Source organism: Variovorax sp. 10L426 (assembly GCF_056395305.1).
In genome coordinates, this window is record NZ_JBFTJF010000001.1 from 135,613 (window position 1) to 157,631 (window position 22,019).

25 protein-coding genes and 2 pseudogenes are annotated in these 22,019 nt (G+C 64.8%); 11 read left to right on the forward strand and 16 right to left on the reverse strand.

Features of this window, described 5'->3' with window-relative positions; translation table 11 throughout:
• Positions 1-17: 17 nt before the first annotated feature.
• The gene (locus AC1DHL_RS00695; protein ID WP_478159842.1) at positions 18-1,373 is read right to left on the reverse strand and encodes a class II 3-deoxy-7-phosphoheptulonate synthase; all 1,356 of its coding nucleotides are present in this window, start codon (positions 1,371-1,373) and stop codon (positions 18-20) included.
• Positions 1,374-1,517: 144 nt separating this feature from the next.
• On the opposite strand from AC1DHL_RS00695, the gene AC1DHL_RS00700 reads away from it, so the two are divergent.
• A complete protein-coding gene (locus tag AC1DHL_RS00700; protein WP_478096505.1) occupies positions 1,518-1,787 on the forward strand; it encodes a hypothetical protein in 270 nt (89 codons plus the stop codon).
• An 88-nt stretch (positions 1,788-1,875) separates the two neighbouring features.
• Here the strand turns inward: AC1DHL_RS00700 and AC1DHL_RS00705 are convergent, their stop codons facing one another.
• Genes AC1DHL_RS00705 through AC1DHL_RS00735 form a run of 7 tightly spaced genes read right to left on the reverse strand, consistent with a single transcriptional unit; the run spans position 1,876 to position 8,211 of the window.
• Complete coding sequence (locus tag AC1DHL_RS00705) at positions 1,876-2,583, reverse strand: HAD-IA family hydrolase (protein ID WP_478159844.1); 708 nt, start codon at positions 2,581-2,583, stop codon at positions 1,876-1,878.
• Positions 2,584-2,587: 4 nt separating this feature from the next.
• On the reverse strand, positions 2,588-3,472 hold the full coding sequence (locus AC1DHL_RS00710; protein ID WP_478096502.1) for a phosphoribulokinase: 885 nt from the start codon (positions 3,470-3,472) through the stop codon (positions 2,588-2,590).
• A gap of 25 nt (positions 3,473-3,497) precedes the next feature.
• Positions 3,498-4,592 (reverse strand): class 1 fructose-bisphosphatase, encoded by a 1,095-nt coding sequence (locus AC1DHL_RS00715; protein WP_478159846.1) that lies wholly within the window; start codon positions 4,590-4,592, stop codon positions 3,498-3,500.
• A gap of 28 nt (positions 4,593-4,620) precedes the next feature.
• Entirely contained in the window at positions 4,621-5,349 is a 729-nt protein-coding gene (locus AC1DHL_RS00720; protein ID WP_478096499.1) for an HAD-IA family hydrolase, read from the reverse strand.
• Positions 5,346-6,293, reverse strand: coding sequence for a CbbX protein (cbbX, locus tag AC1DHL_RS00725; protein WP_478159849.1), 948 nt, complete (start codon positions 6,291-6,293; stop codon positions 5,346-5,348). The genes AC1DHL_RS00720 and cbbX overlap by 4 nt, the downstream gene beginning before the upstream one ends.
• Positions 6,290-6,730, reverse strand: a complete 441-nt coding sequence (locus tag AC1DHL_RS00730; RefSeq protein WP_478159851.1) for a ribulose bisphosphate carboxylase small subunit — start codon at positions 6,728-6,730, stop codon at positions 6,290-6,292. The genes cbbX and AC1DHL_RS00730 overlap by 4 nt, the downstream gene beginning before the upstream one ends.
• A gap of 14 nt (positions 6,731-6,744) precedes the next feature.
• Entirely contained in the window at positions 6,745-8,211 is a 1,467-nt protein-coding gene (locus AC1DHL_RS00735) for a form I ribulose bisphosphate carboxylase large subunit (protein ID WP_478096495.1), read from the reverse strand.
• 114 nt (positions 8,212-8,325) lie between these two features.
• On the opposite strand from AC1DHL_RS00735, the gene AC1DHL_RS00740 reads away from it, so the two are divergent.
• The 5 genes from AC1DHL_RS00740 (at position 8,326) to AC1DHL_RS00760 (ending at position 11,069) form a co-directional block, all read left to right on the forward strand.
• The gene (locus AC1DHL_RS00740; RefSeq protein WP_478159853.1) at positions 8,326-9,252 is read left to right on the forward strand and encodes a LysR substrate-binding domain-containing protein; all 927 of its coding nucleotides are present in this window, start codon (positions 8,326-8,328) and stop codon (positions 9,250-9,252) included.
• A gap of 94 nt (positions 9,253-9,346) precedes the next feature.
• Positions 9,347-9,517, forward strand: a complete 171-nt coding sequence (locus tag AC1DHL_RS00745) for a hypothetical protein (RefSeq protein ID WP_478159855.1) — start codon at positions 9,347-9,349, stop codon at positions 9,515-9,517.
• 81 nt (positions 9,518-9,598) lie between these two features.
• The gene (locus AC1DHL_RS00750) at positions 9,599-10,249 is read left to right on the forward strand and encodes a glutathione S-transferase family protein (RefSeq protein ID WP_478159857.1); all 651 of its coding nucleotides are present in this window, start codon (positions 9,599-9,601) and stop codon (positions 10,247-10,249) included.
• Positions 10,249-10,590, forward strand: coding sequence for an ArsR/SmtB family transcription factor (locus tag AC1DHL_RS00755; protein WP_478096489.1), 342 nt, complete (start codon positions 10,249-10,251; stop codon positions 10,588-10,590). The genes AC1DHL_RS00750 and AC1DHL_RS00755 overlap by 1 nt, the downstream gene beginning before the upstream one ends.
• Positions 10,587-11,069 carry an SRPBCC family protein gene (locus AC1DHL_RS00760; protein WP_478096488.1) on the forward strand — a complete coding sequence of 161 codons (483 nt, stop codon included), beginning with the start codon at positions 10,587-10,589 and terminating at the stop codon, positions 11,067-11,069. Before AC1DHL_RS00755 ends, AC1DHL_RS00760 begins: the two co-directional genes overlap by 4 nt.
• Here the strand turns inward: AC1DHL_RS00760 and AC1DHL_RS00765 are convergent.
• Positions 11,061-11,228 (reverse strand): hypothetical protein, encoded by a 168-nt coding sequence (locus AC1DHL_RS00765; RefSeq protein WP_478159859.1) that lies wholly within the window; start codon positions 11,226-11,228, stop codon positions 11,061-11,063. The two genes, AC1DHL_RS00760 and AC1DHL_RS00765, sit on opposite strands and share 9 nt — an antisense overlap.
• A gap of 107 nt (positions 11,229-11,335) precedes the next feature.
• Entirely contained in the window at positions 11,336-11,836 is a 501-nt protein-coding gene (locus AC1DHL_RS00770; protein WP_478096485.1) for a hypothetical protein, read from the reverse strand.
• Between the two features lie 178 nt (positions 11,837-12,014).
• Between AC1DHL_RS00770 and AC1DHL_RS00775 the strand changes: the two are divergent.
• A pseudogene (locus AC1DHL_RS00775) lies at positions 12,015-12,970 on the forward strand (flavodoxin family protein).
• A 6-nt stretch (positions 12,971-12,976) separates the two neighbouring features.
• Here AC1DHL_RS00775 and AC1DHL_RS00780 read toward each other — a convergent pair.
• Complete coding sequence (locus tag AC1DHL_RS00780) at positions 12,977-13,474, reverse strand: DUF421 domain-containing protein (RefSeq protein ID WP_478159861.1); 498 nt, start codon at positions 13,472-13,474, stop codon at positions 12,977-12,979.
• 69 nt (positions 13,475-13,543) lie between these two features.
• Here AC1DHL_RS00780 and AC1DHL_RS00785 point away from each other — a divergent pair.
• A pseudogene (locus AC1DHL_RS00785) lies at positions 13,544-14,154 on the forward strand (ParB-like protein).
• A 6-nt stretch (positions 14,155-14,160) separates the two neighbouring features.
• Here AC1DHL_RS00785 and AC1DHL_RS00790 read toward each other — a convergent pair.
• Together AC1DHL_RS00790 and AC1DHL_RS00795 are read right to left on the reverse strand one after the other, a co-directional pair.
• Entirely contained in the window at positions 14,161-15,291 is a 1,131-nt protein-coding gene (locus AC1DHL_RS00790) for a YihY/virulence factor BrkB family protein (RefSeq protein ID WP_478159863.1), read from the reverse strand.
• A 42-nt stretch (positions 15,292-15,333) separates the two neighbouring features.
• Positions 15,334-16,044, reverse strand: coding sequence for a glycosyltransferase family 2 protein (locus tag AC1DHL_RS00795; RefSeq protein WP_478096479.1), 711 nt, complete (start codon positions 16,042-16,044; stop codon positions 15,334-15,336).
• Between the two features lie 181 nt (positions 16,045-16,225).
• On the opposite strand from AC1DHL_RS00795, the gene AC1DHL_RS00800 reads away from it, so the two are divergent.
• The 3 genes from AC1DHL_RS00800 (at position 16,226) to AC1DHL_RS00810 (ending at position 18,611) form a co-directional block, all read left to right on the forward strand.
• Entirely contained in the window at positions 16,226-17,263 is a 1,038-nt protein-coding gene (locus tag AC1DHL_RS00800; protein ID WP_478096477.1) for an acyl-CoA dehydrogenase, read from the forward strand.
• A gap of 122 nt (positions 17,264-17,385) precedes the next feature.
• Positions 17,386-18,009: a PIG-L deacetylase family protein gene (locus AC1DHL_RS00805; protein WP_478096476.1), complete on the forward strand. Its 624-nt coding sequence runs from the start codon at positions 17,386-17,388 to the stop codon at positions 18,007-18,009.
• Positions 18,006-18,611 (forward strand): methyltransferase domain-containing protein, encoded by a 606-nt coding sequence (locus AC1DHL_RS00810; protein ID WP_478096474.1) that lies wholly within the window; start codon positions 18,006-18,008, stop codon positions 18,609-18,611. The genes AC1DHL_RS00805 and AC1DHL_RS00810 overlap by 4 nt, the downstream gene beginning before the upstream one ends.
• A gap of 8 nt (positions 18,612-18,619) precedes the next feature.
• Here the strand turns inward: AC1DHL_RS00810 and AC1DHL_RS00815 are convergent, their stop codons facing one another.
• The 3 genes from AC1DHL_RS00815 to AC1DHL_RS00825 form a co-directional block, all read right to left on the reverse strand.
• Positions 18,620-18,994, reverse strand: a complete 375-nt coding sequence (locus AC1DHL_RS00815) for a response regulator (RefSeq protein ID WP_478096472.1) — start codon at positions 18,992-18,994, stop codon at positions 18,620-18,622.
• A 119-nt stretch (positions 18,995-19,113) separates the two neighbouring features.
• A complete protein-coding gene (locus AC1DHL_RS00820) occupies positions 19,114-21,123 on the reverse strand; it encodes a hybrid sensor histidine kinase/response regulator (protein WP_478096470.1) in 2,010 nt (669 codons plus the stop codon).
• 3 nt (positions 21,124-21,126) lie between these two features.
• Positions 21,127-22,017: a sensor histidine kinase gene (locus AC1DHL_RS00825; protein WP_478096468.1), complete on the reverse strand. Its 891-nt coding sequence runs from the start codon at positions 22,015-22,017 to the stop codon at positions 21,127-21,129.
• Positions 22,018-22,019 lie beyond the last annotated feature (2 nt).

The following is a 22,019-nucleotide window of genomic DNA, read 5'->3' on the forward strand; positions in this document are numbered from 1 at the left end:
CCGTCGCGGGACGCCAATTACGGCTTCGAACGCCGGGCCCGCAAGACATCAGCCACGAGGAAAGCCAGTTCCAGGCTTTGCGATCCATTCAATCGCGGGTCGCAGGCGGTGCGATAGCGCTCTGACAGTGCCTCGTCGCCGAGGCCTTGGGCGCCTCCCCTGCATTCCGTGACGTCTTGTCCCGTCATCTCGAAGTGCAACCCGCCCGGATAGGTGCCTTCCTGCTGATGGGCCGCGAAAAATCCCCGCACTTCGTCGAGGATGCGACCGAAGTCACGCGTCTTGTAGCCGTTGGAAGAGGTGACGGTGTTGCCGTGCATCGGGTCGCAGGACCACACGGGCGTGCGTCCGGCATCCCGGACCGCGCGCAACAGTGGAGGCAGCGCATCGGCAACCTTGTCGCTGCCCATCCGGGCAATCATGACGACGCGACCAGGCTGCTGATCCGGGTCCAGACGATCCAGCAAGGCAAGCACATCTTCGGGCTTTGTGGAGGGTCCCAGCTTGACCCCGAGGGCGTTGTCGACGCCGCGGAGGTATTCCACATGGGCATCGTCGATGGCGCGCGTGCGATCGCCCAGCCAGAGCATGTGGGCAGAGGCGCCGTACGCGCGGCCGGTGTCCTCGTCATTGCGCGTGAGTGCCTCCTCGTAGGGCAGATGAAGCGCCTCGTGCGAGGTGTAGAACTCCACCGCATGCAGTTGTGGCGCCCTGGCAGCGTCGAAACCACACGCCTCCATGAAAGCGAGCGACTGCGCGATGCGATCCGCCAGTTCCTCGAACCGCTCGCCCTGCGGGCTGCCGCGCACAAAATCGGCGGTCCACCCATGCACCCGGTGGAGATCCGCGAAACCGCCCTGTGCCAGCGCCCGCAGCAAATTGAGCGTGGCCGCCGAATGGGAGTAGGCGGTCAAGAGTCGTTCCGGATCAGGTGTACGCGCCGCGGTACTGAACTCGGCGCCATTGATGATGTCGCCCCGATAGGAAGGAAGGGTGACGCCCTGAATCGTCTCGGTATCGGATGACCTGGGCTTGGCGAACTGCCCGGCGATCCGACCGACCTTGATGACGGGGCAGGCGGCGGCGTACGTGAGCACGACGGCCATCTGGAGGATCACGCGGAAAGTCGACTCGACGGGCATCTGGCCCAGCTCGTCGAAGCTCTCGGCGCAATCACCCCCTTGGAGCAGGAAGGCCTCGCCGCGGGAGACGGCCGCAAGCCGATCCTTGAGCTGGGTGATCTCGCCAGGAAAGATCAGGGGCGGCAGGGAAGCAAGACGCGCCTCGACCGCCTTCAGCGCCCCTGCATCCGGGTACGTCGGAAGCTGCAGCGCCTTGCGTTGACGCCACGAGAAAGGTGACCAGGATTGCACGCCTGCGATGCTATTGCAGGTTCGGATGCCGGGATAGTCCAGGCTCACCTGGCGCGACGGGTGGGCTGGCATTTGTGTTTACTTTGGCATTAAATTCGAAGCTCGGCTGGTTTCCTTCTCTTCCGGCAAGTTTCGGGGGGTGTCATGAGAATTCAATCGAGTTCACGCTCGCCGGCGGTCGAACCGCTGCAGTCCATTGAAAATCAAGAAGTCGTGCGGAACCAGTACGAATGGACGCTGAGTTCCTTGGAGCGCGAATATCCGGTCATCGATCCTGACTCGAGCGAATACGACGAAGACCTGATGTTCGAGGTCTATCGCCGCTTGAAGCAGCTCGTCAGCAAGGACTCACCGCCAGCACGAGCCTTGGAGATAGCGGCCGCCGAAGTGCTTCGTCCATACGGCACGCATTGAGGGCGCGCTCGCTGCTCGCCTCCGTCCCGCCAGCGGACCCGTCGGTGGCATGGCCGCCTGCGCGAATGACGCAGTGAGAGAGTCCGGCTCATGCAGAGACCCGCGCCTCTGCTGCGGGCCGGTTGGCGAGCACGAAGTCGGCGACCTGGATCAGCCCGGGAAAGATGCGCTGCGGATGCGAGTCGGCAATCGGAACGCCCGCGTTGTAGCCATAGGGCACCGCCCAGGCGGCCACGCCGGCATTGCGCGCAGCGTCCATGTCGGTGCTCGAGTCGCCAACATGCGCGGCGCGGCGCGTGTCGCCGTTCAGCGCTTCGACCACGTGGCGCAGCACGCTCCCGTGGGGCTTCTTGTGCGGCAGGGAGTCGCCGCCAATCACGAGCTCGAACAGGCTGTGGAGCCGAGTGGCCTCGAGCACCCGGCGCGCGTGGCGCAGTTCCTTGTTGGTCACGCAGGCGAGTCGAACGCCTGCTTCGCGTAGCCGCGTCAGCGCCTCGTGCGCGCCGGTGTACGGCACGCACATGCTGCCGATCGCGGCGTTCAGGTCGTGCTCGAAGCTTTGCAGCACGGCGTCGACGCGGACCGTTTCCGCCAGCGCCGGCTGCTCGAGGTACAGCCGTGCCAGAAGCTTGAGCATCAGCTGTCGGGCGCCGTCGCCAATGAGATGGGTGATCTCCTCCGTAGGCCGGCGTGCCACGCCGTGCGCGCCGAGCGCGAGATTGACCGCCTCCGCGATCTCGGCGGCGGTATCGACGAGCGTGCCGTCGAGGTCGAAGCTGACGATGTCGTAGACCATGTATTCACAAGGCGCTCAGGGCCGCCTTGCGGCGCTCCATCATTCGCCAGATGAAGGGCGTGAAGATCAGTTGCATCGCCAGCTCCATCTTTCCGCCGGGCACCACGATCGTGTTGGCGCGCGACATCCACGAGTTGTTGATCATGTTGAGCAGATACTGGAAGTCGATGCCCTTCGGATCGGCGAAGCGAATGACCACCATGCTCTCGTCGGCCGAGGGGATGTCGCGGGCGATGAAGGGGTTCGAGGTGTCCACGACCGGCACGCGCTGGAAGTTCACGTGCGTGTGCCTGAACTGCGGGCAGATGTAGTTCACATAGTCGGGCATGCGGCGCAGGATCGTGTCGGTCACGGCTTCGGTGCTGTAGCCGCGCTGCGTCTTGTCGCGATAGAGCTTCTGGATCCACTCCAGGTTGATCACCGGCACTACGCCGATGAGCAGATCCGGATGCCGGGCGACGTTCACCTCGGGCGTGACCACGGCGCCATGAAGCCCTTCGTAGAACAGCAGGTCGGTGCCCTCGGGCAGGTCTTCCCAAGGCGTGAAGGTCCCCGGCTGCTGATCGTAGGGTGCGGCCTCCTCGGCGTCGTGCAGATACTTGCGATGGCGGCCGACGCCGGTGTTCGCATAGTCGCGGAACAGTGCCTCCAGCTCCGGGAACAGATTGTTCTCGGCGCCGAAGTGGCTGAAGTTCATGTTGCCCTCACGCTCGGCCTCTGCCTGGCGCAGCTTCATTTCCTTGCGGTCGAATCGGTGGAAGCTGTCGCCCTCGACGACCGCGGCCTTCACGCGCTCGCGGCGGAAGATGTTCTGGAATGTTCGCGTGACCGACGTGGTCCCCGCGCCGGAGGAACCCGTGATCGAGATGATGGGATGGCGTTCAGACATGGTGTGTCCCCGAAGCTGGAATCTCTCATTCGCGGAACAGGCTGTGCCGGGCGAACAACGGGCTTTGCAGTTCGCCCCTGGCGGGCTCGGTGTGATACCGCTCGATGCGCTCGACCTCGATCTTCGAGCCGAACACCAGGCCGATGCGCTGGTGAAGCGACGTGGGTTGCACGCCCAGCACAGGCTGGCGCCCGGTGCTGGCGCGGCCGCCGGCCTGCTCCACGATGAATGCAATGGGGTTGGCCTCGTACAGCAGGCGAAGACGACCCAGCCTGGTCGGGTCCTTCGAGTCGCGCGGGTAGAGGAAAACGCCGCCGCGCATCAGGATCCGATGCACCTCGGCCACCATCGACGCGATCCAGCGCATGTTGAAATCCTTGCATCGCGTGCCGGTCCTGCCGGCCAGGCATTCGTCGACGTAGCGCTTGACCGGCGCTTCCCAGAAGCGGCTGTTGGAGGCGTTGATCGCAAACTCCTGCGTGTCGATCGGCACCCTGATGTGCGGATGGGTCAGCATGAATTCGCCGAGGTTGGGGTCGAGCGTGAACCCGGCCACGCCGTTTCCCACCGACAGCACCAGCATCGTCGTCGGTCCATACAGTGCATAGCCCGCAGCCACCTGCACCGCACCAGGCTGCAGGAAATCGGCCTCGGTCACATCGCGACCACTGTCGACCACCTCCTGCGGCGCGCGCAGCACACTGAAGACGCTCCCGACCGAGACGTTCACCTCGATGTTGCTGGAGCCGTCCAGCGGATCGAACACCAGCAGGTACTTGCCGCGCGGGTGCTGCGGAGGGATCTGGTAGGGCTCATCCATCTCCTCCGACGCCATGCCGGCGCAGTGGCCTCCCCACTCGTTCATGCGCACGAAGATCTCGTTGCTGATGACGTCCAGGGGCTTCTGGGTTTCGCCCTGCACGTTGAGATTGCAGCCGAGTTCCCCGCCCTGCTCGCTCGCTGCGCTGCCGAGTTCGCCGAAAGCCACCGCGCGAGCGATCGCCTTGGCTGCGAGCGCCACGTCCAGGATCAGCGCGTTGAAGTCGCCGCTGGCCCCGGGAAAGCGCCGGCGCTGTTCGATCAGGTATTGCGTGAGAGTCGATCGATGGGACAAGGGCATGGTCGTCTTTCGATGCGTGAATCCGGATTCAGCGCTGCGCGCTTGCGTGCCAGTTGCTCAGTTCGGCCACTGTCGTGCCCTGCAGGTCGGACAGGACATGCAGCGCGCCCACGAAGTTGTGATGCACCGTGAAGTCGTTGGGGGTCACGATGGTCGGCAGACCGGCGTCGATGGCCGACTTGAGTCCGTTGGCCGAGTCCTCGAAAGCCAGGCACTGCGCGGCGCGCAGCTGCAGCCGCTGCAGCGTTTGCAGGTACACCTGCGGATGCGGCTTCTTGCGAGGGGCGGTGGAGGCGTCCTCGACGACCTGGAAGGTATCCGCCCAGTCGAGACCGATTGCCGATCGCAGCACGAATGCGATGTTGACGGGCGACGTGGTGGTCGCGATCGCCAGGCGCAGCCCCGCATCGAACGCCGACTCGATCAGATGCAGCACGCCGGGTCGCAGCTGCACGGCACCTTCGTGCACCCTGCGCTCGTAGTGCGCAGTCTTGAGATCGTGAATGCGCTGCACGGTGTCGGCCAAGGCGCCGGCATCGATGACCTTGATGTCTCCGCGCACCTGGCCCCAGTAGTGCAGGATGCGCTCCTTGCCTCCCGAGACCTCCAGCAGCTGCGTGTAGAGCGGCTCGTCCCAATGCCAGTCGAGGCCGGCCTCGTCGAAGGCATCGTTGAACGCGGCGCGATGCGCGCTCTCGGTGTCGGCGAGCGTGCCGTCGAAATCGAAGATCAGGGCGCGCAAGGGTTCGGGCTTCACGGCGCCTCCTTTTCAGCGTTTGCAAACACCCGGCTGGCGAGGATGTCGCCGGCGGCGATGGTGCTGAGCTCGTCCGCCCCGAGCACGCGCTTGCGGTCGGCGTAGAGCCGGCTGGCCTGGCGCAGCCGCGCCCGGTCGAGTGCGTTGCGCACGCTGCGCGCGTTGGCGAAATGCGGTTGGGCGATGCGCAGGCGCAAGTAGTTGTCGAAGGCTTCGCGCGCCTCGGCGCCGAAGCGGTAGTGCGTGGCCGACAGCATGCGGTCGGCAATCTGCAGCAGCTCCGGCGTGGCGTAGTCGGGGAAGTCAAGGTGGTGCGCAATGCGCGAGCTCATACCGGGGTTGGACTGGAAGAACGTGTCCATGCGGTCCTTGTAGCCGGCGAGGATCACCACCAGGTCGTCGCGCTGGTTTTCCATCGTCTGCAGGAGGATCTCGATCGCCTCCTGGCCGTAGTCGCGCTCGTTCTCCGGGCGGTACAGGTAGTACGCCTCGTCGATGAAGAGCACGCCGCCCATCGCCTTCTTCAAGACCTCCTTGGTCTTGGGCGCGGTATGGCCGATGTACTGGCCCACCAGGTCGTCCCGCGTCACGCTGACCACGTGCCCCTTGCGCACATAGCCCAGCCGGTGAAGGATCTGCGCCATCCGCAGCGCCACGGTGGTCTTGCCGGTGCCGGGGTTGCCGGTGAAGCACATGTGCAGAGAAGGCGCCTGCGCGGCCAGGCCGTGCTGGGCGCGCAGCTTGTCGATCACCAGCAGCGCAGCGATGTCGCGGATGCGGCTCTTCACCGGCACCAGCCCGATCAGGTCGCGGTCGAGTTCTTCGATGACCGTCTCGACCTGGCTTTGTGCCAGGACCTCGGCGACCGTGCGCGCGGCCTGCGCCGGTTCATCCAGCGTGGCGGCGGCAGGGGTGCCAGGGATCGCGTACAGAGGTGCGGTCATGGAGGTGACCGCTCCCCTTCGGGCTTGTCGGTCGCATAGCTGCGCACCGTGTAGCGCATCGTGCGGCCATGGGACTCCTGGCGCACGAGGCTGAACCCGGCCTCGCTGGCGGGCCGGTTGACGATGAAGCTCATCGTGATGGTCTCGACGCCGCGTGTGGAATCAAACGCCATCAGCCGGATGTAGTGATGAGGGAAGGTCTTGCGGCATTCCTTCAGCTCGAGCATCACGCCCGCCGCGTCCTCCAGATCGAACATCGGCATGCCGTACATCTCCCAGTACGTGTTGCGCGGATGGGGGTCGTCGGTGTATTCGACGCTCCAGGCGTAGCCCTTCCTGAGGCCGTAGTCGATCTGCATCGAGATCTCGCGGTCGGTGAGATCGGGCAGAAAGCTGAACTGGCCCTGGGTGATGCGGCCGGTCGGGTTGGTCATCATGGTCGGGATCTCCTTCAAGCCACCGATGCGGTGGTGGCGAAATCGCTGGTGTCGGTGGACGCGTAGTTGAAAGACACGTCCTTCCATGTGTCGAGCGCCTGCTTGAGCGGTGTGCAATGGCGCGCCGCGGCCTGCAGGATCTCGGGGCCCTCCTGCCTGATGTCGCGGCCTTCGTTGCGCGCCTTGACGATCACCTCGAGCGCGACGCGGTTGGCAACCGCACCGGCCTGGATGCCCGCCGGATGGCCGATCGTTCCGCCACCGAACTGCAGGATCACGTCGTCGCCGAACAGGTCGATCAACTGGTGCATCTGCCCGGCATGGATCCCGCCCGAGGCGACCGGCATCACCTTGCGCATGTCGGCCCAATCCTGGTCGAAGAACAGGCCACGCGGCAGGTCCTGCTTCGTGAAGCTGTCCCGGCAGACGTTGTAGTAGCCCTGGACCGTCATCGGGTCGCCTTCGAGCTTGCCGACCGCCGTGCCGGTGTGCATGTGGTCGACGCCGGCGAGACGCAGCCACTTGGCGATCACGCGGAAGCTCACGCCGTGATTTTTCTGCCGTGTGTAGGTGCCGTGGCCGGCGCGGTGCATGTGCACGACCATGTCGTTCCGGCGCGCCCAGTTCGCCATGCTCTGGATCGCCGACCAACCGATCACCAGGTCGAGCATGACCACCACCGAGCCCAGTTCCTTCGCGAACTCCGCCCGCTCGTAGATGTCTTCCATCGTCGCGCCGGTGACGTTCAGGTAGCTGCCCTTGACCTCGCCGGTCGCCGCGCTGGCCTTGTTGACGCCGTCCATCACGTACAGGAACCGGTCACGCCAATGCATGAAGGGCTGCGAGTTGATGTTCTCGTCGTCCTTCATGAAGTCGAGCCCGCCCTTGAGCCCTTCGTAGATCACGCGGCCGTAGTTGCGGCCCGACAGGCCCAGCTTGGGCTTGGTGGTGGCGCCGAGCAGCGGACGTCCGAACTTGTCGAGCCGCTCGCGCTCGACCACCAGGCCGGTCGGCGGCCCCTTGAAAGTCTTCACGTAGGCGACCGGGATGCGGATGTCCTCGAGCCGTGCCGCCTTCAGAGGCTTGAACGAGAAGACGTTGCCGATCAGGCTCGCCGTCATGTTGGCGATCGAGCCCTCCTCGAACAGGATGAGGTCGTAGGCGACCCAGGCGAAGTACTGGCCGGGTTGGCCGGGCACCGGATCGACCTTGTAGGCCTTCGCGCGGTAGCTGTCGCAGGCGGTCAGCCGGTCGGTCCAGACCACGGTCCACGTCGCCGTGCTCGATTCGCCGGCCACCGCGGCGGCAGCCTCGATCGCATCGACCCCCTCCTGCGGCGTGATGCGGAACAGGCAAAGAACGTCAGTGTCCTTGGGTTGGTAGTCGGCGTCCCAGTACCCCATCTGCCGGTATTTCAGGACGCCTGCGCTGTAGCGCTTCTTCGCGTCGGTGATGACGCCCAGTTCAACGGGTAGGTTCACAGGAGCCTCCAAGCAGTTTTGGGTGAGTGGTGAGTGGGTGAACTCACTTTAGAAGTCGAATCAAGTAAGGTAAATTCAGACATTCTTTGCGTTTGAATAAGCATTTGCTTAATCATGAACATCACGTTCCGCCAATTGCGGGTGTTCGTCGAAGTGGTGCGCCACGGCAGCGTGCTGCGCGCCGCGGAGGCGCTGCACCTCACGCCGCCTGCGGTGTCGATGCAGATCAAGGAGGTGGAGTCCCAGGTCGGCCTGCCGCTTTTCGACCGCGCCGGGCGACGGTTGTCGCTGTCGACCGCCGGTGAATACTTCGCGGTCTACGCGCAGCGCCTGCTCGGCACCCTGAAGGATGCCGAGGACGCCATGGCGCGCTTCAAGGGCGTCGAATCGGGCGTGCTGACCATCGGCATGGTCAGCGCGGCGAAGTACTTCCTGCCGCAACTGCTGGCGCAGTTCCATGCCGAGCACCCTGCCGTCGAGGTGCGATTGCGGTTGGGCAACCGCGAGCAGTTGGTGGCGCTGATGCAGGCGAACGAGGTGGAGCTCTCCGTGATGGGCCGGGCACCCAAGGAATGGCCCAACCGCGCCGAACCCTTCGCGATGCATCCGCACGTCCTGGTGACCGCGCCGAGCCATCCCTTCGCGAGGGCGGAGAACGTGCCCGCGGGCGCGCTGGCGCGCGAAGGATTCATCGTGCGCGAACCGGGCTCCGGCACGCGCGCGGCGCTCGAGGAGTTCCTCGCCGTGCACCGCCTGGAGCCGATGTTCATCATGGAGATGCCGAGCGACGAGGCGATCAAGCAGTCCGTCATGGCCGGATTGGGCGTGAGCCTGGTCTCGCTCCACACCATCGGCCTGGAATGGCGCAGCGGGCTGATTGCTGCGCCGTCCGTGGAAGGTCTGCCGTTGATGCGGCGCTGGCACCTCGTGAACGCAGCGGCCAAGATCCTGTCGCCGGCGGCGGAGGCCTTCCGCTATTTCATCCTCGAGCGCGGCGAAGCGCACCTGGCCGCGATGTTCAGCGAGACGGCACTGGCGTGAATCTCACGCCCCGTCAACTCCAGGAAAATCGAGATCCCTGCAGCGAAATCCGTCTGGTCGTACCATGCGGCCCTCGCATCTTCCGGAGGCGGCCATGCCCGACGGCAACGCGAAATTCGACAAGGAAGCGCTTTCCCTGATCGAGTCCCTCAAGGGCCGGCGCAAGCCCGCCAAGCGCGCTCCAAGGAAGGCGGCAGTGGCGCAAGGTGAAAAGCCACCGGTCAAGGGGACAGTCGTCGTTCGACGGGCTGCGAATCGCTTCTAGGCATTGGCTGGCGAAGCCCCGCTTGACGCCCAGCCGAGCCGCAGACATACTTAGGCAACCACCTAAGTATTGAGCTTTGCGATGCGCTGGACCCTTTACTACCACCCGCTCTCCTCCTTCTGCTGGAAGGTGCTGATCGCGCTCTATGAGGCAGGCGTCGACTTCGAGCCGCGACTGGTCAACCTCGGCGATCCCGCCGACCGCGCCGCTTTCGAGGCGGTCTGGCCCCTGGCCAAGTTCCCTGTGTTGCGCGACCACGCGCGAGGCAAGACGGTCCCGGAGTCGAGCGTCATCATCGAGTATCTGGCTCGCACCGAGCGCTCCGCGGCCTCCCTGGTTCCGGAAGACGCGGACCTGGCGATGCAGACCCGCCTGATCGACCGACTCATCGACAGCTATATCCACCTTCCGTTTCAACAGGTGGTCGCCGAGCGCTTGCGTCCGCAAGGGCAGCACGATCCTTTCGGGGTCGAGCAGTCGCGCGGCCAAATCCGCTCTGGCTACAACCTGATCGCCCCGATGATCACCCGGCCCTGGGCCATGGGGGAGACCTTCACCTTGGCTGACTGCGCCGCCTTGCCCGCGCTGTTTTATGCCGACTACGCCGTTCCCCTGGCCGATTGGCCCGAACTCGATGCCTATCTCGGCCGCCTGAAGGCACGGCCCAGCGTGGCCAGGGTGCTGGCCGAGGCCGAACCCTTCTTCCAATACTTTCCGTTGAAGGACGGCTGATGCGTCCGAGGGCCGTCGATCTCGACCTGACCTTCCAGGCGCTTGCGGACCCGACCCGGCGCAACATGGTCGAGCGCCTGTCCCGCGGTCCCGCGACGGTCAGCGAGCTGGCCCAGCCCTACGGCCTGTCGCTGCCGGCCATCGTCCAGCACCTGGCGATGCTGGAGGACAGCGGCCTGGTGCGTTCCGAAAAGGTCGGCCGGGTGCGCACGTGCCGGATAGAGCCTGCCGCGCTCAGCCTCGCCGAGCGGTGGTTCAACCAGCGCCGGGCGGAATGGGACAAGCGTCTCGACCGTCTCGGCGAGCACCTCCAACGCTTTCCACACGGAGAACCGAAATGACCACCCCGACCGGACCGGACCGCAGCGTCGCCCATGGCGTTTTCGCCATCGAGCGAACCTATGCGTCAGTGACACCGCAGCGGGTGTTCGACGCCTTTGCGAGCATCGAGGGCAAGAACGGCTGGTTCACCGCGCCCAATGAACAATGGGACATCGTCGAGCGGGCCATGGATTTCAAGGTCGGTGGCCGCGAGCGATTGAAGGGCCGGTGGAGAAGCGGCCTGATCACCGAGTTCGACGCGACCTACTTCGACATCATCCCCGGAGAGCGAATCGTCTATGCGTACGAGATGCGCCTGGACGGGCGGAAGATTTCGGTCTCGCTCGCCACCTTCGAGTTCAAGCCTGCGGGCGCCGGCGCGAGGCTGATCATGACGGAACAAGGCGCCTTCCTCGACGGCTACGATGACAACGGCAGCCGTGAGCGCGGCAGTCGCGACATCATCGACAAGCTCAGCGCCTATCTGACATCAGCATGAAGCGTCCTTGCGACGCTCACGGCCCAGCTGCTCCATGAGCTGTTCCCCTTCGTCGTCCTTGCCGTCGCTCGGTATCGACTCTTCCTGGGTCAGCTCGGGCTCTTCGTTCGTATCGGTGTTGCCACGCGAAGGGCGTGGCGCCATGGCTTTGTGGTTCATCTGCGCTCCATTCGGTTGATGAGGCGTCGATAGTGAGCCGGTGCCTTGCCCCGGGTCTCGGATGGAATCTCGCGCCGCTGTCGGCGTTCGCCGACGGGTTTGTCGGACTACTTCAGCTTGGCGTCTTCCCGCTTTGCTTCGGCCATGGCCTCCGGCTCCAGCTCTTCCGCATAGCGGTTGAACCGTATGAAAAGCCCCCATCCGGCCAGGATCACCCCGACAGAGCACAGCGTCGCCGCAGCGTAGAGCAGCAGCGAAGCGGATTGACGCGCCTTGAAGGTGGCGACGAGCGCTTCAACCGCGACCGCCACGACCACCACGACCATGAAGCGCGAGAGGAAACGTCGCACCCGGGTGGGCGCGCTGATGTGCGCGTCGCGGATGACTTCCTCCTCCGCGATGGTCTGGGAGATCTGCAATGCGACCACGGCAGCGGCCAGCAGCCCCATGGCCTCGATGATGGCTTCCGCCGCCGAGGCGTCCAGTTCGTTGGCGAATGCCGCCCACGCGATGCGCGCCGCAATGGCAATCAACATCAGTGCGGCCACCGCAAACAAGGCCGCCATGAACGCGTGGATTGCCGAGTAAAGGCCGAGCATCAGCTTCATGAGACCCTGATGCTGGCGTTCCCTTGCGCGCTACGGTGTCAGTCGCAACCTCGCGTCACCTCCCCATGGATCGAAAAGTCGTGTCAGGTTTTCGGATTCCACGATGGAATTTCGCCTACGCCGAGACGGCCTTCGCGAGTGACTGTCGAGCACATTGCAGCGCCATACATTCCGCCCCATGACCGATGTTCGCAAAGGCCAGGCGCCAGGCCATCTCGAACGCCGCGAGTTCCACGAGCGCTTCATGGAACCCTACCGCGACCCGGCGTTCAAGCCTGAAGCGAAGCCGCTCGAACGACTCGAATCCATCGCATGGAAGGCCTACGAGCAGGGGCGCAAAAGCCCGGTGACTCGCAAGGCGGGAGCCGGATTCGAAGACCCTGACTACGAGCTTTCCGTCGATTGGCTCGCGGCAAGGGATCGCATCCAGAAGGCGCAAGTTGAATGGGGCAACCCGCGCACGCCTTCGCGTGTCCTGCTCGTCAACGGCTCCCCGCGCAACGATGGTATGGGCGGACGATTCACCCGTGCAAGGGTTGCGTGTCCACTGCCATGCCGCTTTGCCATTGGCCTTGCAGCTGCTATCCGAACCACTCGCTGCGCCAGACTGGCGACTGGATGAACGAGATCTACGAGCGATGGGTTGCGGCGCATGGGGTGATCCTCTTCACGCCGACTCACTGGTATCAGGCCCCGAGCGCCCTCAAACTCATGATCGACCGCCTGGTTTGCTCGGACGGCGGCAACCCTGATCCCACCACCACGCACGGCAAGAACGCCGAAGAAGCCAAGGCGCTGGAGCTCAAGGGATGGAGCTACCCCAAGCATCTGCAGGGCCGCGCCTACGGTGTTGTCGTGCATGGCGACGTGGCCGGCATCGAAAGCCTGCGGCGCAATCTCTGTGACTGGCTCGAATGGATGGGCTTGATCGACGCCGGAGCCCAGGCGCGGCTGGATCGGTACATCGGCTACTACGAACCTTATGCGACCAGCCAAGAGGCACTGGATCGCGAGCAAGCCTTGCAGGAAGAGGTTCGAAATGTCGCGCGGGCCGTTGCGCGCGCCGTGGCCCAATTGCGAGCGGGGCAACTGAAGCCTGCCGACTCCTGCCTCCACCGCCCGCGGCCTAAATGAATGGCGTCATGAATCTTCCTTGCCAATGACGGTCACCTTGCCATCCGTCTCCAAGACGGCGCGAGCGACGTCCGAAATCTGCTTGTTCCCAAGCGCTTGGCGAATGGCCTCATGGAGGTTTCTCTCGGTGACGAGGGCTTTCCGCATGGCTGCGTGGTCCATTTGGCCGGCACGGACGAGTTCGATTTCATGCCCGTTGACCAAATCCTCGAACCAATGCCAGCGTGTGCTTGCCAACGCCACTGCGCGGTGGATGAGCACGAGGACCGCAGACGCGGCGACGGTAGCCCAGAACGGTGAAGCACCCACCACCGCCCGGCTGAGCACGGCACCGAGAAGAACGGTGATGCCTGCGTCGAACGGGCTGTGCTGGCCGAACGAGCGCCGTCCCGATGCGCGAATGAGGATGAGCGCGACGACGAACACCACCGCCGCCCGCATCGCCATTTGCCAGATTTCCAGATCGGTGCCTTCTCCGAATACCAGGCGGACGAGTTTGATCACGGCGTTCTCCTACTACGTGGCGCCAAAGGACTGCGCGAAGATTCTTCCCTCATTCCCAGGGGGCCTTCGATGTACAGCATTGGCTCAGAGCTCAAGGATGTGAAGCTCGAGAAGCTTCGTCCAACGCAGATCACTGTCGGGTTCAAAGAGGTCGACAAAAAACGTCAGTCGTGGGCTAAGTTGGGCCGCAAGGAAAGGCGCGATGCCATGCGCCGAGAGCTGTTCCCCGCCGTCAAGGGTCCGGGGAAGACCTACTACATCCTGAACCACCATCACACCGCCGCGGCTCTGGTCCGGGAGGAATCCGAATGCGTTCTGGTGGGCGTCGTGAAGGACCTGTCCCAGTTGGAGCCGGAAGGCTTCTGGATCTTCATGGATCATTACAGTTGGGTGCATCCCTACGACGAGACAGGCAACCGGCGGAAGTTCGACGATATTCCCAAGGCCTTCGAAGATCTCCGGGACGATCCGTACCGAGCCTGGCCGGCGAGGTTCGGGATGCCGGCGGCTTTGCGAAGTCTGAGGCGCCCTTTCTCGAGTTCCTCTGGGCGAATCACTTTCGGAGCGCTATTCCGAGAAAGCTTTTCGAGAAAGATCCGAAGAAGGCCTTGGCCCAGGCGCTCGCGCTGGCCCGATCGAAGAAGAGCTCATTTCTGCCCGGCTGGCCAGGGCACAGCTGATACTTCCTATGCCGCCCGGCGTGCCTTGCGCCGACTTTTCGATCGTTCCACCCGTTTCGTCCACCGAATCGCCAATGCATTGGCGGTTGCGAGCAGGCACAGCACCACGAGCCGCTTGGCAAGCAACCGCATGGCTCTTTCCACGCGGCCGTCAACTTCGCGTTGCACATCCGCGGTTCGACCCAATCCGGAATAGTCGGGCAACGGCTGCCGAACGACCGGGGCCATCGATCCTCTGCTCGGCGCCGCGCCGTCTGCGCTGTCCTGGGTGGCCTCCATCGCCCTGGCAGCGGCGCGCGAGCCGTGTTCATCCGCATAGGCTTTCGTGAACTCCGCACCGAGCAGGAAGATCTGCGCCGCGTAGTAGACCCAGGCCACCAGCACAACCAGGGAGCCCGCGGCCGCAAAGGCCTGCTGGAAGCCGCTCTTGCCAAGATAGAGCCCGATCAGCAGCTTTCCCAGTTCGAACAACAGCGCGGTGACGAAGGCGCCGATCGCCACATCCTTCCAGGCAATGGGCACCGTCGGCATCAGCTTGAAGATCATCGCGAAGAGAAGCGTGAAGATCCCGATCGAAAACAACTCGTTGACGCTCTGCAGGATGAGCTCCCGCCCTGGGAGCAAGGCGCCGAACCAGGTATCGAATGCGGCGAGCAGTGCGCTCACCATGAGCGACACGATCAGCAGGAATGCCAAGCCGAGGATCAAGCCGAAGGACAAGAGGCGCGCGCGCAGCACGGCCCAGAGCCCCGAGGGCTTCTCCTTGTCGGGGACATGCCAGATGCGATCGAGCGCACTCTGGAGTTCTGCGAAGACCGAGGTCGCGCCGACCAGCAGCACCACGACGCTGATCGAACCCGCGACCAGGCCACGCTCGGGCGCGCTCGCGCTGCGCAGCAGTGCTTCGACAGCCGAAGCGCCGTCGCGCCCGACGAGGCCGGCAATCTCCGCAACGATCTGCCCCTGCGCGGCTTCGCGGCCGAACAGCGCGCCCGCGATGGCGATGACGATCACAAGCAGTGGCGCCATCGAGAAGATCGTGTAGTACGAGATGGCTGCGCCCATGCTGGGCGCATAGTCATCGACCCACGCGGATGCCGACGTTTTGCAAAGTTCGATGAAATGGGTGGCCTTCATGGCTGACTCCGTCTGCGGGAGAAGCTTGGGGGACGGTTCGGTTCAGGTCGTCGCGTTCGCCGGCGGAGCGATCGGAGGGGCGAGCGGAATGTGGGACGCGATGGCGTTGACCAGCGCGTCGGCAAAGCCGCCTTTGGCCCGGCCTTCCCGGCGGGCGCTGGTGAAGACGCGCGGCTTTGCGCTCCAAGCAATGCGCGCGCCGCTGCGTTCGAGGGTGCGCACCAGTTCGACATCCTCATTGCAGGCCAGATGCCTGAAGCCTCCTGCGCGGCGATAGGCGACGGCGGAAACACCGAGATTCGCACCGTGGATGTGCCGATGTCCGTCGACGTCGGAATAGGTGCGCAGAAAATGTGCGCGCAACCAGTCGGCGTGGAGGCCATGGGTCGACCAGTCTTGTATGGCGACGCAGCCGCATACGGCATCTGCATCCAGCACCAACTGGTCCACCAGCCAGCTTGCCGAGACCTGGGTGTCGGCGTCCGTGAAGGCAAGCCAGCGTGCACCCATCGCCAGTCCGGCTTCGGCACCCACGGCCCGGGCGACGCCGACGTTGTGGGCCCGAATGCTGACGGTGCGAGCGCCGGCACGCGTCGCGTGCACGGAGGTGGCGTCGGTGCAAGCGTCGAGCACGACGACGATTTCGACCCGCTCGCCGCCGAGTCCCGCGTCGCTGGCTGCAAGCCGCGCCGCCTGGACTGTTTCGCCGATGACCTTTTCCTCGTTGTGCGCGGGAATGATGATGCAGATCATGGCGATGGGTGGCGTGTGCGTTGAAGGCTATTCGCCTCCGGTTCGGCGCGCCGCCAGGTCCTTTGCGCGAATCGCTGTAGGCAGCCACCTGACCGGGTAGCAACGCAACGTGCACCGCGGTCGCTTCCTACAGCTGTGGCCGCCATCAAGGAGTAGCGTCTTTGGCTGCAAAGGAGCCGACATGCAACTCGTTCGTCCGCGCCGCGGGTTCATACCTGCAAACACGATCGAAGAGAGGCTGTGCCAACTGCAGCAGCGACATGAAGGGACGTTGACACTCGAGCTGCTCACCGATGCCGGAATCGATCGCCTGCCCTTTCCCGGTGCCGGCGATACGCTCGCGCGATGGCGGGTGTTGGCGGAGGTTGCGGCGCACGATCTTTCGCTCGCCAAGCTATTCGAGGGGCATACCGACGCGCTCGCGATTCTCGAGGAGTGCGGGGTGCCGGGGCCCGAACAAGGACTGCAGTGGGGTACCTGGTGCGCCGAACCTCCCGACGCACGACTGAAGATCCGCGAGCATGACAAGAAGGCATCCAAAGTGCGACTCACCGGCAGAAAGGCATGGTGCTCCGGCGCCGCGACCGTCACGCACGCGGTGGTGAGCTGCTGGAACGCCGCCGACGAACCTTGTCTCGCTGCCGTCGCCATCGCACCCCCGGCGGTGACTGTCACCGACAAAGGCTGGCAGGCCGTGGGCATGGCGGCGAGCGGCAGCGTGGATGTCATCTTCGACGCGGCCGACGCAATTCCAGTCGGGCGGCCCGGCGACTACGTGACCCGCCCCGGCTTCTGGCACGGTGGCGCGGGCATCGCAGCAGTTTGGTTCGGGGGCGCGCTCGGCATCGCGCGCATGGCCCATGAATCGACCGGGCGCGCACCCGATCCGCATCGATTGGCCCATCTGGGTGCGATCGACGCTGCGCTCGCTGCAGCGGCTGCAGTGTTGCGCGAGACGGCCGCCGCCATCGACCTGCATCCGAAGCGGAATGCGCACCGAGATGCCCTGCGAGCGCGGCTGTTCGTCGAGCACGCGGCCGAAGAAGTGATGCACCACGCCGGCCGGGCGACGGGCGCAGGTCCGTTGTGCCGCAATCCACGCTTCGCGCGCGCGATGGCCGACTTGCCGGTCTTCCTCCGGCAGAGCCACGCAGAGCGCGACATGGCGCAACTCGGCGAACTGGCACTCGAAGCCGGAGGCCAGCCGTGCGCGCTTTGACAGGCTCCTCTTTCACCGGGCAAGGGACGTCTGAGGTAGCTTGGAGCGCATGGCACGGCCTTTCTCGCCTACCGCCTGTCTCTCTGGAGGATCTCGTTCCAGAGGGCTCACGCGCGGTCGTTGTGGCACCGCATCCCGACGACGAAGTGCTGTGCGCGGGTGGCTTGCTCGCGCTGCTGGCACGCGCCAGGATTGCGCCAAGCATCGTGGCGGCCACCGACGGCACTGCCAGTCACCCGGGCTCGACCGAATGGCCGGTCGGTCGCCTTCGCAGTGAGCGACCGCTCGAAAGCCGGCGCGCGCTGCGTTGTCTCGGCGGCGACGTCGAGTCGGTCCGGCTGGGGCTGCCCGATGGTGGACTGCACGCATTGAGTGGTCTTCTCGCGGACCGCCTCTTGGCGCTCCTGCGTCGCTCCGATGTGATCTTCACGACTTGGCGAGGCGATGGCCATCCCGATCACGAAATATGTGGTCACATTTGCGCGCTGGTGGCCGGGCGCATCGGCGCGCGCCTCGTGGAAATCCCCGTGTGGGCCTGGCACTGGGCCGAACCCGGCGATGCACGGCTTCCATGGGCCCGTGCACGGCGCTTGGCGCTCGACGATGAAGCGACGCGCCAGAAGCGCGAGGCCGTCCAATGCTTCACCAGCCAGTTGCGGACCGACGCGTCCACAGGGTCCGGCCCGATTCTGCGGGCCACCACTGTCGAGCGTGCTGCGCGCCCCTTCGAGGTGATGTTCACATGAGCGCCGGTTCCAGTGCCTATTTCGATGCGCTCTACGGCGCCAGCGACGATCCGTACGAGTTGCGCGTGCGGTGGTACGAAGCACGCAAGCGCGCGCTGCTGCTTGCAGCCCTGCCGCAACGACACTACCGGCGGATCTATGAGCCTGGTTGCGGCATTGGCGAGCTGACGGCCCAACTCGCGCCGCGCTGCGATGAACTCCTCGCCAGCGACGGGTCTGAATCCGCCGTCGAGATCGTCACGGAGCGTGTGCGCGGACTGCGCAATGTGCGCGTCGAGCGGCAGACGCTCCCGGCCGAATGGCCCTTCGCTGCCGGGCCCTTTGATCTCATCGTTCTGAGCGAGGTCGGCTACTTCCTTGAGAAACAAGGGATGAACAGCATCGCACTAGCCTGTCTCCGGTCCCTGAGCGACGATGGCGCTCTGGTGGCCTGCGACTGGCGCGCAGACTTTTCGGAACGCGTTCTGCCGACCGAGTCCGTGCATGCCTCGCTCGCAGCACTGGGCCTCCCTCTCGTCGTGCGGCATGAGGAAGAAGACTTCCTGTTGCAGGTGTGGGCGGCGCGCGGCCTTTCGGTCGCTCGACGCGAAGGCATCTGCTGACGAGCCGCCTACCGCCGGCTTTCCGTGCAGAAATCGAAGAACTCCTCGAGTTCGGTCGCCTTGTCGAAGAAACCGTCGGCACCGGCTTCCTTGCAGGCTATCCGCATGGCGTCCGTGGCGTCGTTCGTCAGGACGGCCACCCGCTGGCGCGGTTCTCGCCCATCGCACCAGCGCACGACGCCGAGCCCATTGCCTTGTTCCAGAAAGAGGTCCACGACCGCAAGATCCCATTGCCCCTTGTGCTGAGCCAGCCAATCGATCGCCTCGTCCTCCGACGCAGCAACGGCCATCACGGTCGCGCCGCCCAGAACCGCCAAGGCAGGGACCAATTGCTCCCTGATCTTGCGGTTGTCTTCCACGAGGAATACCAATAGCGCGGTCATGAAGAGCGTCCCGGTCTTGTTTGATTCGACCGTAACGCACCGCATGCAAAGCGAAGTGGGCGCTCAGGACTTGCCCGAGTAGGCGCTATTCCCCATGGAGCGCAGCGGGTTGCGCGGTACTAGGACTGACCAGCGACACGCTCTGTTTCATCCGGCATACGCCCGACGAGCTCTGCGATGGCGGTGATCAACCGGTGCGGCTGCAACGGCTTGCCCAGGTGCATGTCGAAGCCTGCGGCCAGCGCGCGATCCCTGTCCTGATCGCGAGAGAAGGCCGTCAGCGCAACGGCACGCAAACGCCTTCCCTGCCCTGCGCCCGCGGCGTTGCGAAGCTCGCGAACCAGTTCGTAGCCGTCTCGCCCGGGCAGTCCGATGTCACTGACCAGCACGTCCGGCCAGCTTTCCGTTGCGGCTTCAACGGCACTGACGTAGTCCGTTGCCATTCGCACGCGAGCGCCGGCATCCGCCAGCACGACGTGGAGCATTTCGCTGGCATCGGTGCTGTCCTCGACGACCAGGACGTCAACACCCTTGAGCGGCGAGCTCTCCTGGGTTGAAGGGACTTCATCGGCGTCACTGACCATGCACGCCGCGGCGTCCGTGTCGGTCTGGGCCACCTGCAACTCGACTTCGAAAAGCGCCCCCTTGCCCTCCCCTTCGCTCGCGGCGACCACGCCGCCGCCGTGCAACTCCGCGAGGTGCTTGACGATCGACAGCCCCAGCCCCAGGCCACCGTGAAAGCGACTGTCCGGGGAGTCGCTCTGGCTGAACCGGTCGAACAGATGGTCGATGAAGTCGGCCCGGATGCCTCTGCCGAAATCCTGAACGGAAAGCCTGAGCATGTCCCCTTCATGCGCGAGCAAGACCTTGATGACGCCCCCATCCTTCGAGAATTTGATGGCGTTGGTCGTCAGGTTCCAGACGATCTGCTGGAAGCGCGTCGGGTCGAACCATGCGGGGCGAGATTCGGTCGGGCATTGAATCTCCACAGTGAGCCGCTTGGCCTCGATCGATTCGCGAAGCGCGTCGATGGCGGTGTTCACGACCTCCGTCGGGTCGGACCACTGGCGGTCGAGCCGCAGCTTGCCCGAGTTGATGCGCGACACGTCCAGGATGTCCGAGATGATGCGCGCCTGGGCATGGACATTGCGGTCGATGGCCTCCAGTCCTTTCAGGATCTCGGGGGACGCGCCGCGGTTCTTGAGGATGTGCACCCAGCCGGAAATCGAGTTGAGCGGCGTACGCAGCTCGTGCGAGAGCACAGCCACGAAATCGTCCTTGGTGCGGCTTTGGCGCTCGGCCACCGTGCGCGCCGCCTGTTCGCGCTCCAGCACTTCCTGGCGCCGGCGATCCAATTCCTGCCGCTCGGACACATCGACCGCGATGCCGATTCGAAGCCCCGGTTCGAGGTGCGCAGAGATGCTCCATTGCAGGTACACCCAGGTGCCGTCGGAGCGCACGAGCGGAAACTCGCCGTGCCAGGACGCTCCTTCCTCCAGGGCCGTGATGGTGCGGTGGCTCACGAATTCGCTCCACTCGGGCGGCGCGAAGTCGCTGATGGGTCGACCCAGCAATTCTTCCCGCGACCGGCCCAGCATCCGCGCCATGGCCGCGTTCACATCCGCGAAGGCCCCGTTGGCCTGGAACAGCGCCATGCCGCTGAGTGCCTGGCTGAAGACTGCACGAAAGCGGATGTCGCTGCGCCGGAAGCTGTCTTCCGCAAGCCGCGCGCGGATCAGCGCCTGCAGCGTGGCCGTGAGCACCGCCGGCTCCACCGGGTGTACCAGGTAGGCGTCGGCGCCCGCGTTCAGGCCCGCGACCTTGTCCTCGTTCTCCACGTAGGTGGCCGACAGATGGATGATGGGTAGCAGCGATGTCCGCTCGTCGGAGCGAATCCGCTGGCACACCTCGAAGCCGCTCATGTCCGGCAGATGGACGTCCAGCACCACCGCCGAAATGCCCTTGATGGATTTCTCCACCGCCTCGCCGCCGGTGGCCGCTTCCTCGGTTCGAAAGCCGGCTGCACGGACGAAGCGTGTCGTGGAATAGCGCGTCGTCGGGTTGTCGTCGACCACCAACACGGTGTGCTGGCTGCGATCGATGGTGATCTGGATGACGCTTTCGGGCACGAATCACTCCCTGGTGCCGGCGCTTTGCTGCGGAGAAGAAATCTCCAGTTGAAACGGGACGATCACCGAGAACGTCGATCCTTTGCCCAGCACACTCTCCATCTCCACGCGGCCACCCAGCAGGATGGCCAACTGCCTGCTCAGCGAAAGACCAAGGCCCGTGCCGCGCAGGCGCTTCTGAACCGGCGAATCGATCTGGGAGAAATCGCTGAACACCGCACCGTGGAACTTCGCGTCGATGCCGATGCCGGTGTCGCTCACGGAGAACCTGACGTAGTCCTCGCCCTCGCGCGTTGCCGATACCCGGACTTCCCCATGCGTCGTGAACTTGAGCGCGTTGGAGATGAAATTGCGCAGGATCTGGGACAGCTTCCGGTCGTCGGTGTAGAGCTTGGGCAAACCCTCCGGCTCCTCGAACACCAGCGACACGTCGGGGTTCGTCAGCACCGACTTGAACATGCCGCGCAGCGCCGAGAAGAGATCCACCATCTCGAACCAGGCCGGCGAGATCTCGACCCGCCCGGCCTCGATCTTGGCGAGGTCCAGCAGGTCGTCGACCATTTCCGAGAACTCCGTCGCGGTCGACTGGATGAAGGTGACTTGTTTTTCCTGCTCCGGCGTCAGGGGGCCATCGACGCGGTCCACGAGCAGGCGCGCAATGCTGCGGATCGCGCTGATGGGCGTTCGGAACTCGTGGCTCATGTAGGCCAGGAAGCGGCTCTTGAGTTCGGTTGCCCGCTTGAGCTGCTCGGCCTGCGCGTCGAGTTCGGCGTAGAGCGCGACCACGCCCCGGTTTGTTTCCTCGAGTTCGGATCGCAGCGCGTCGATTTCTTGCCGGCTCGCCATCAGGGCTGCCGCATCGATGCTGGCCTGCGCTGTATTTGTCGTCGACATCC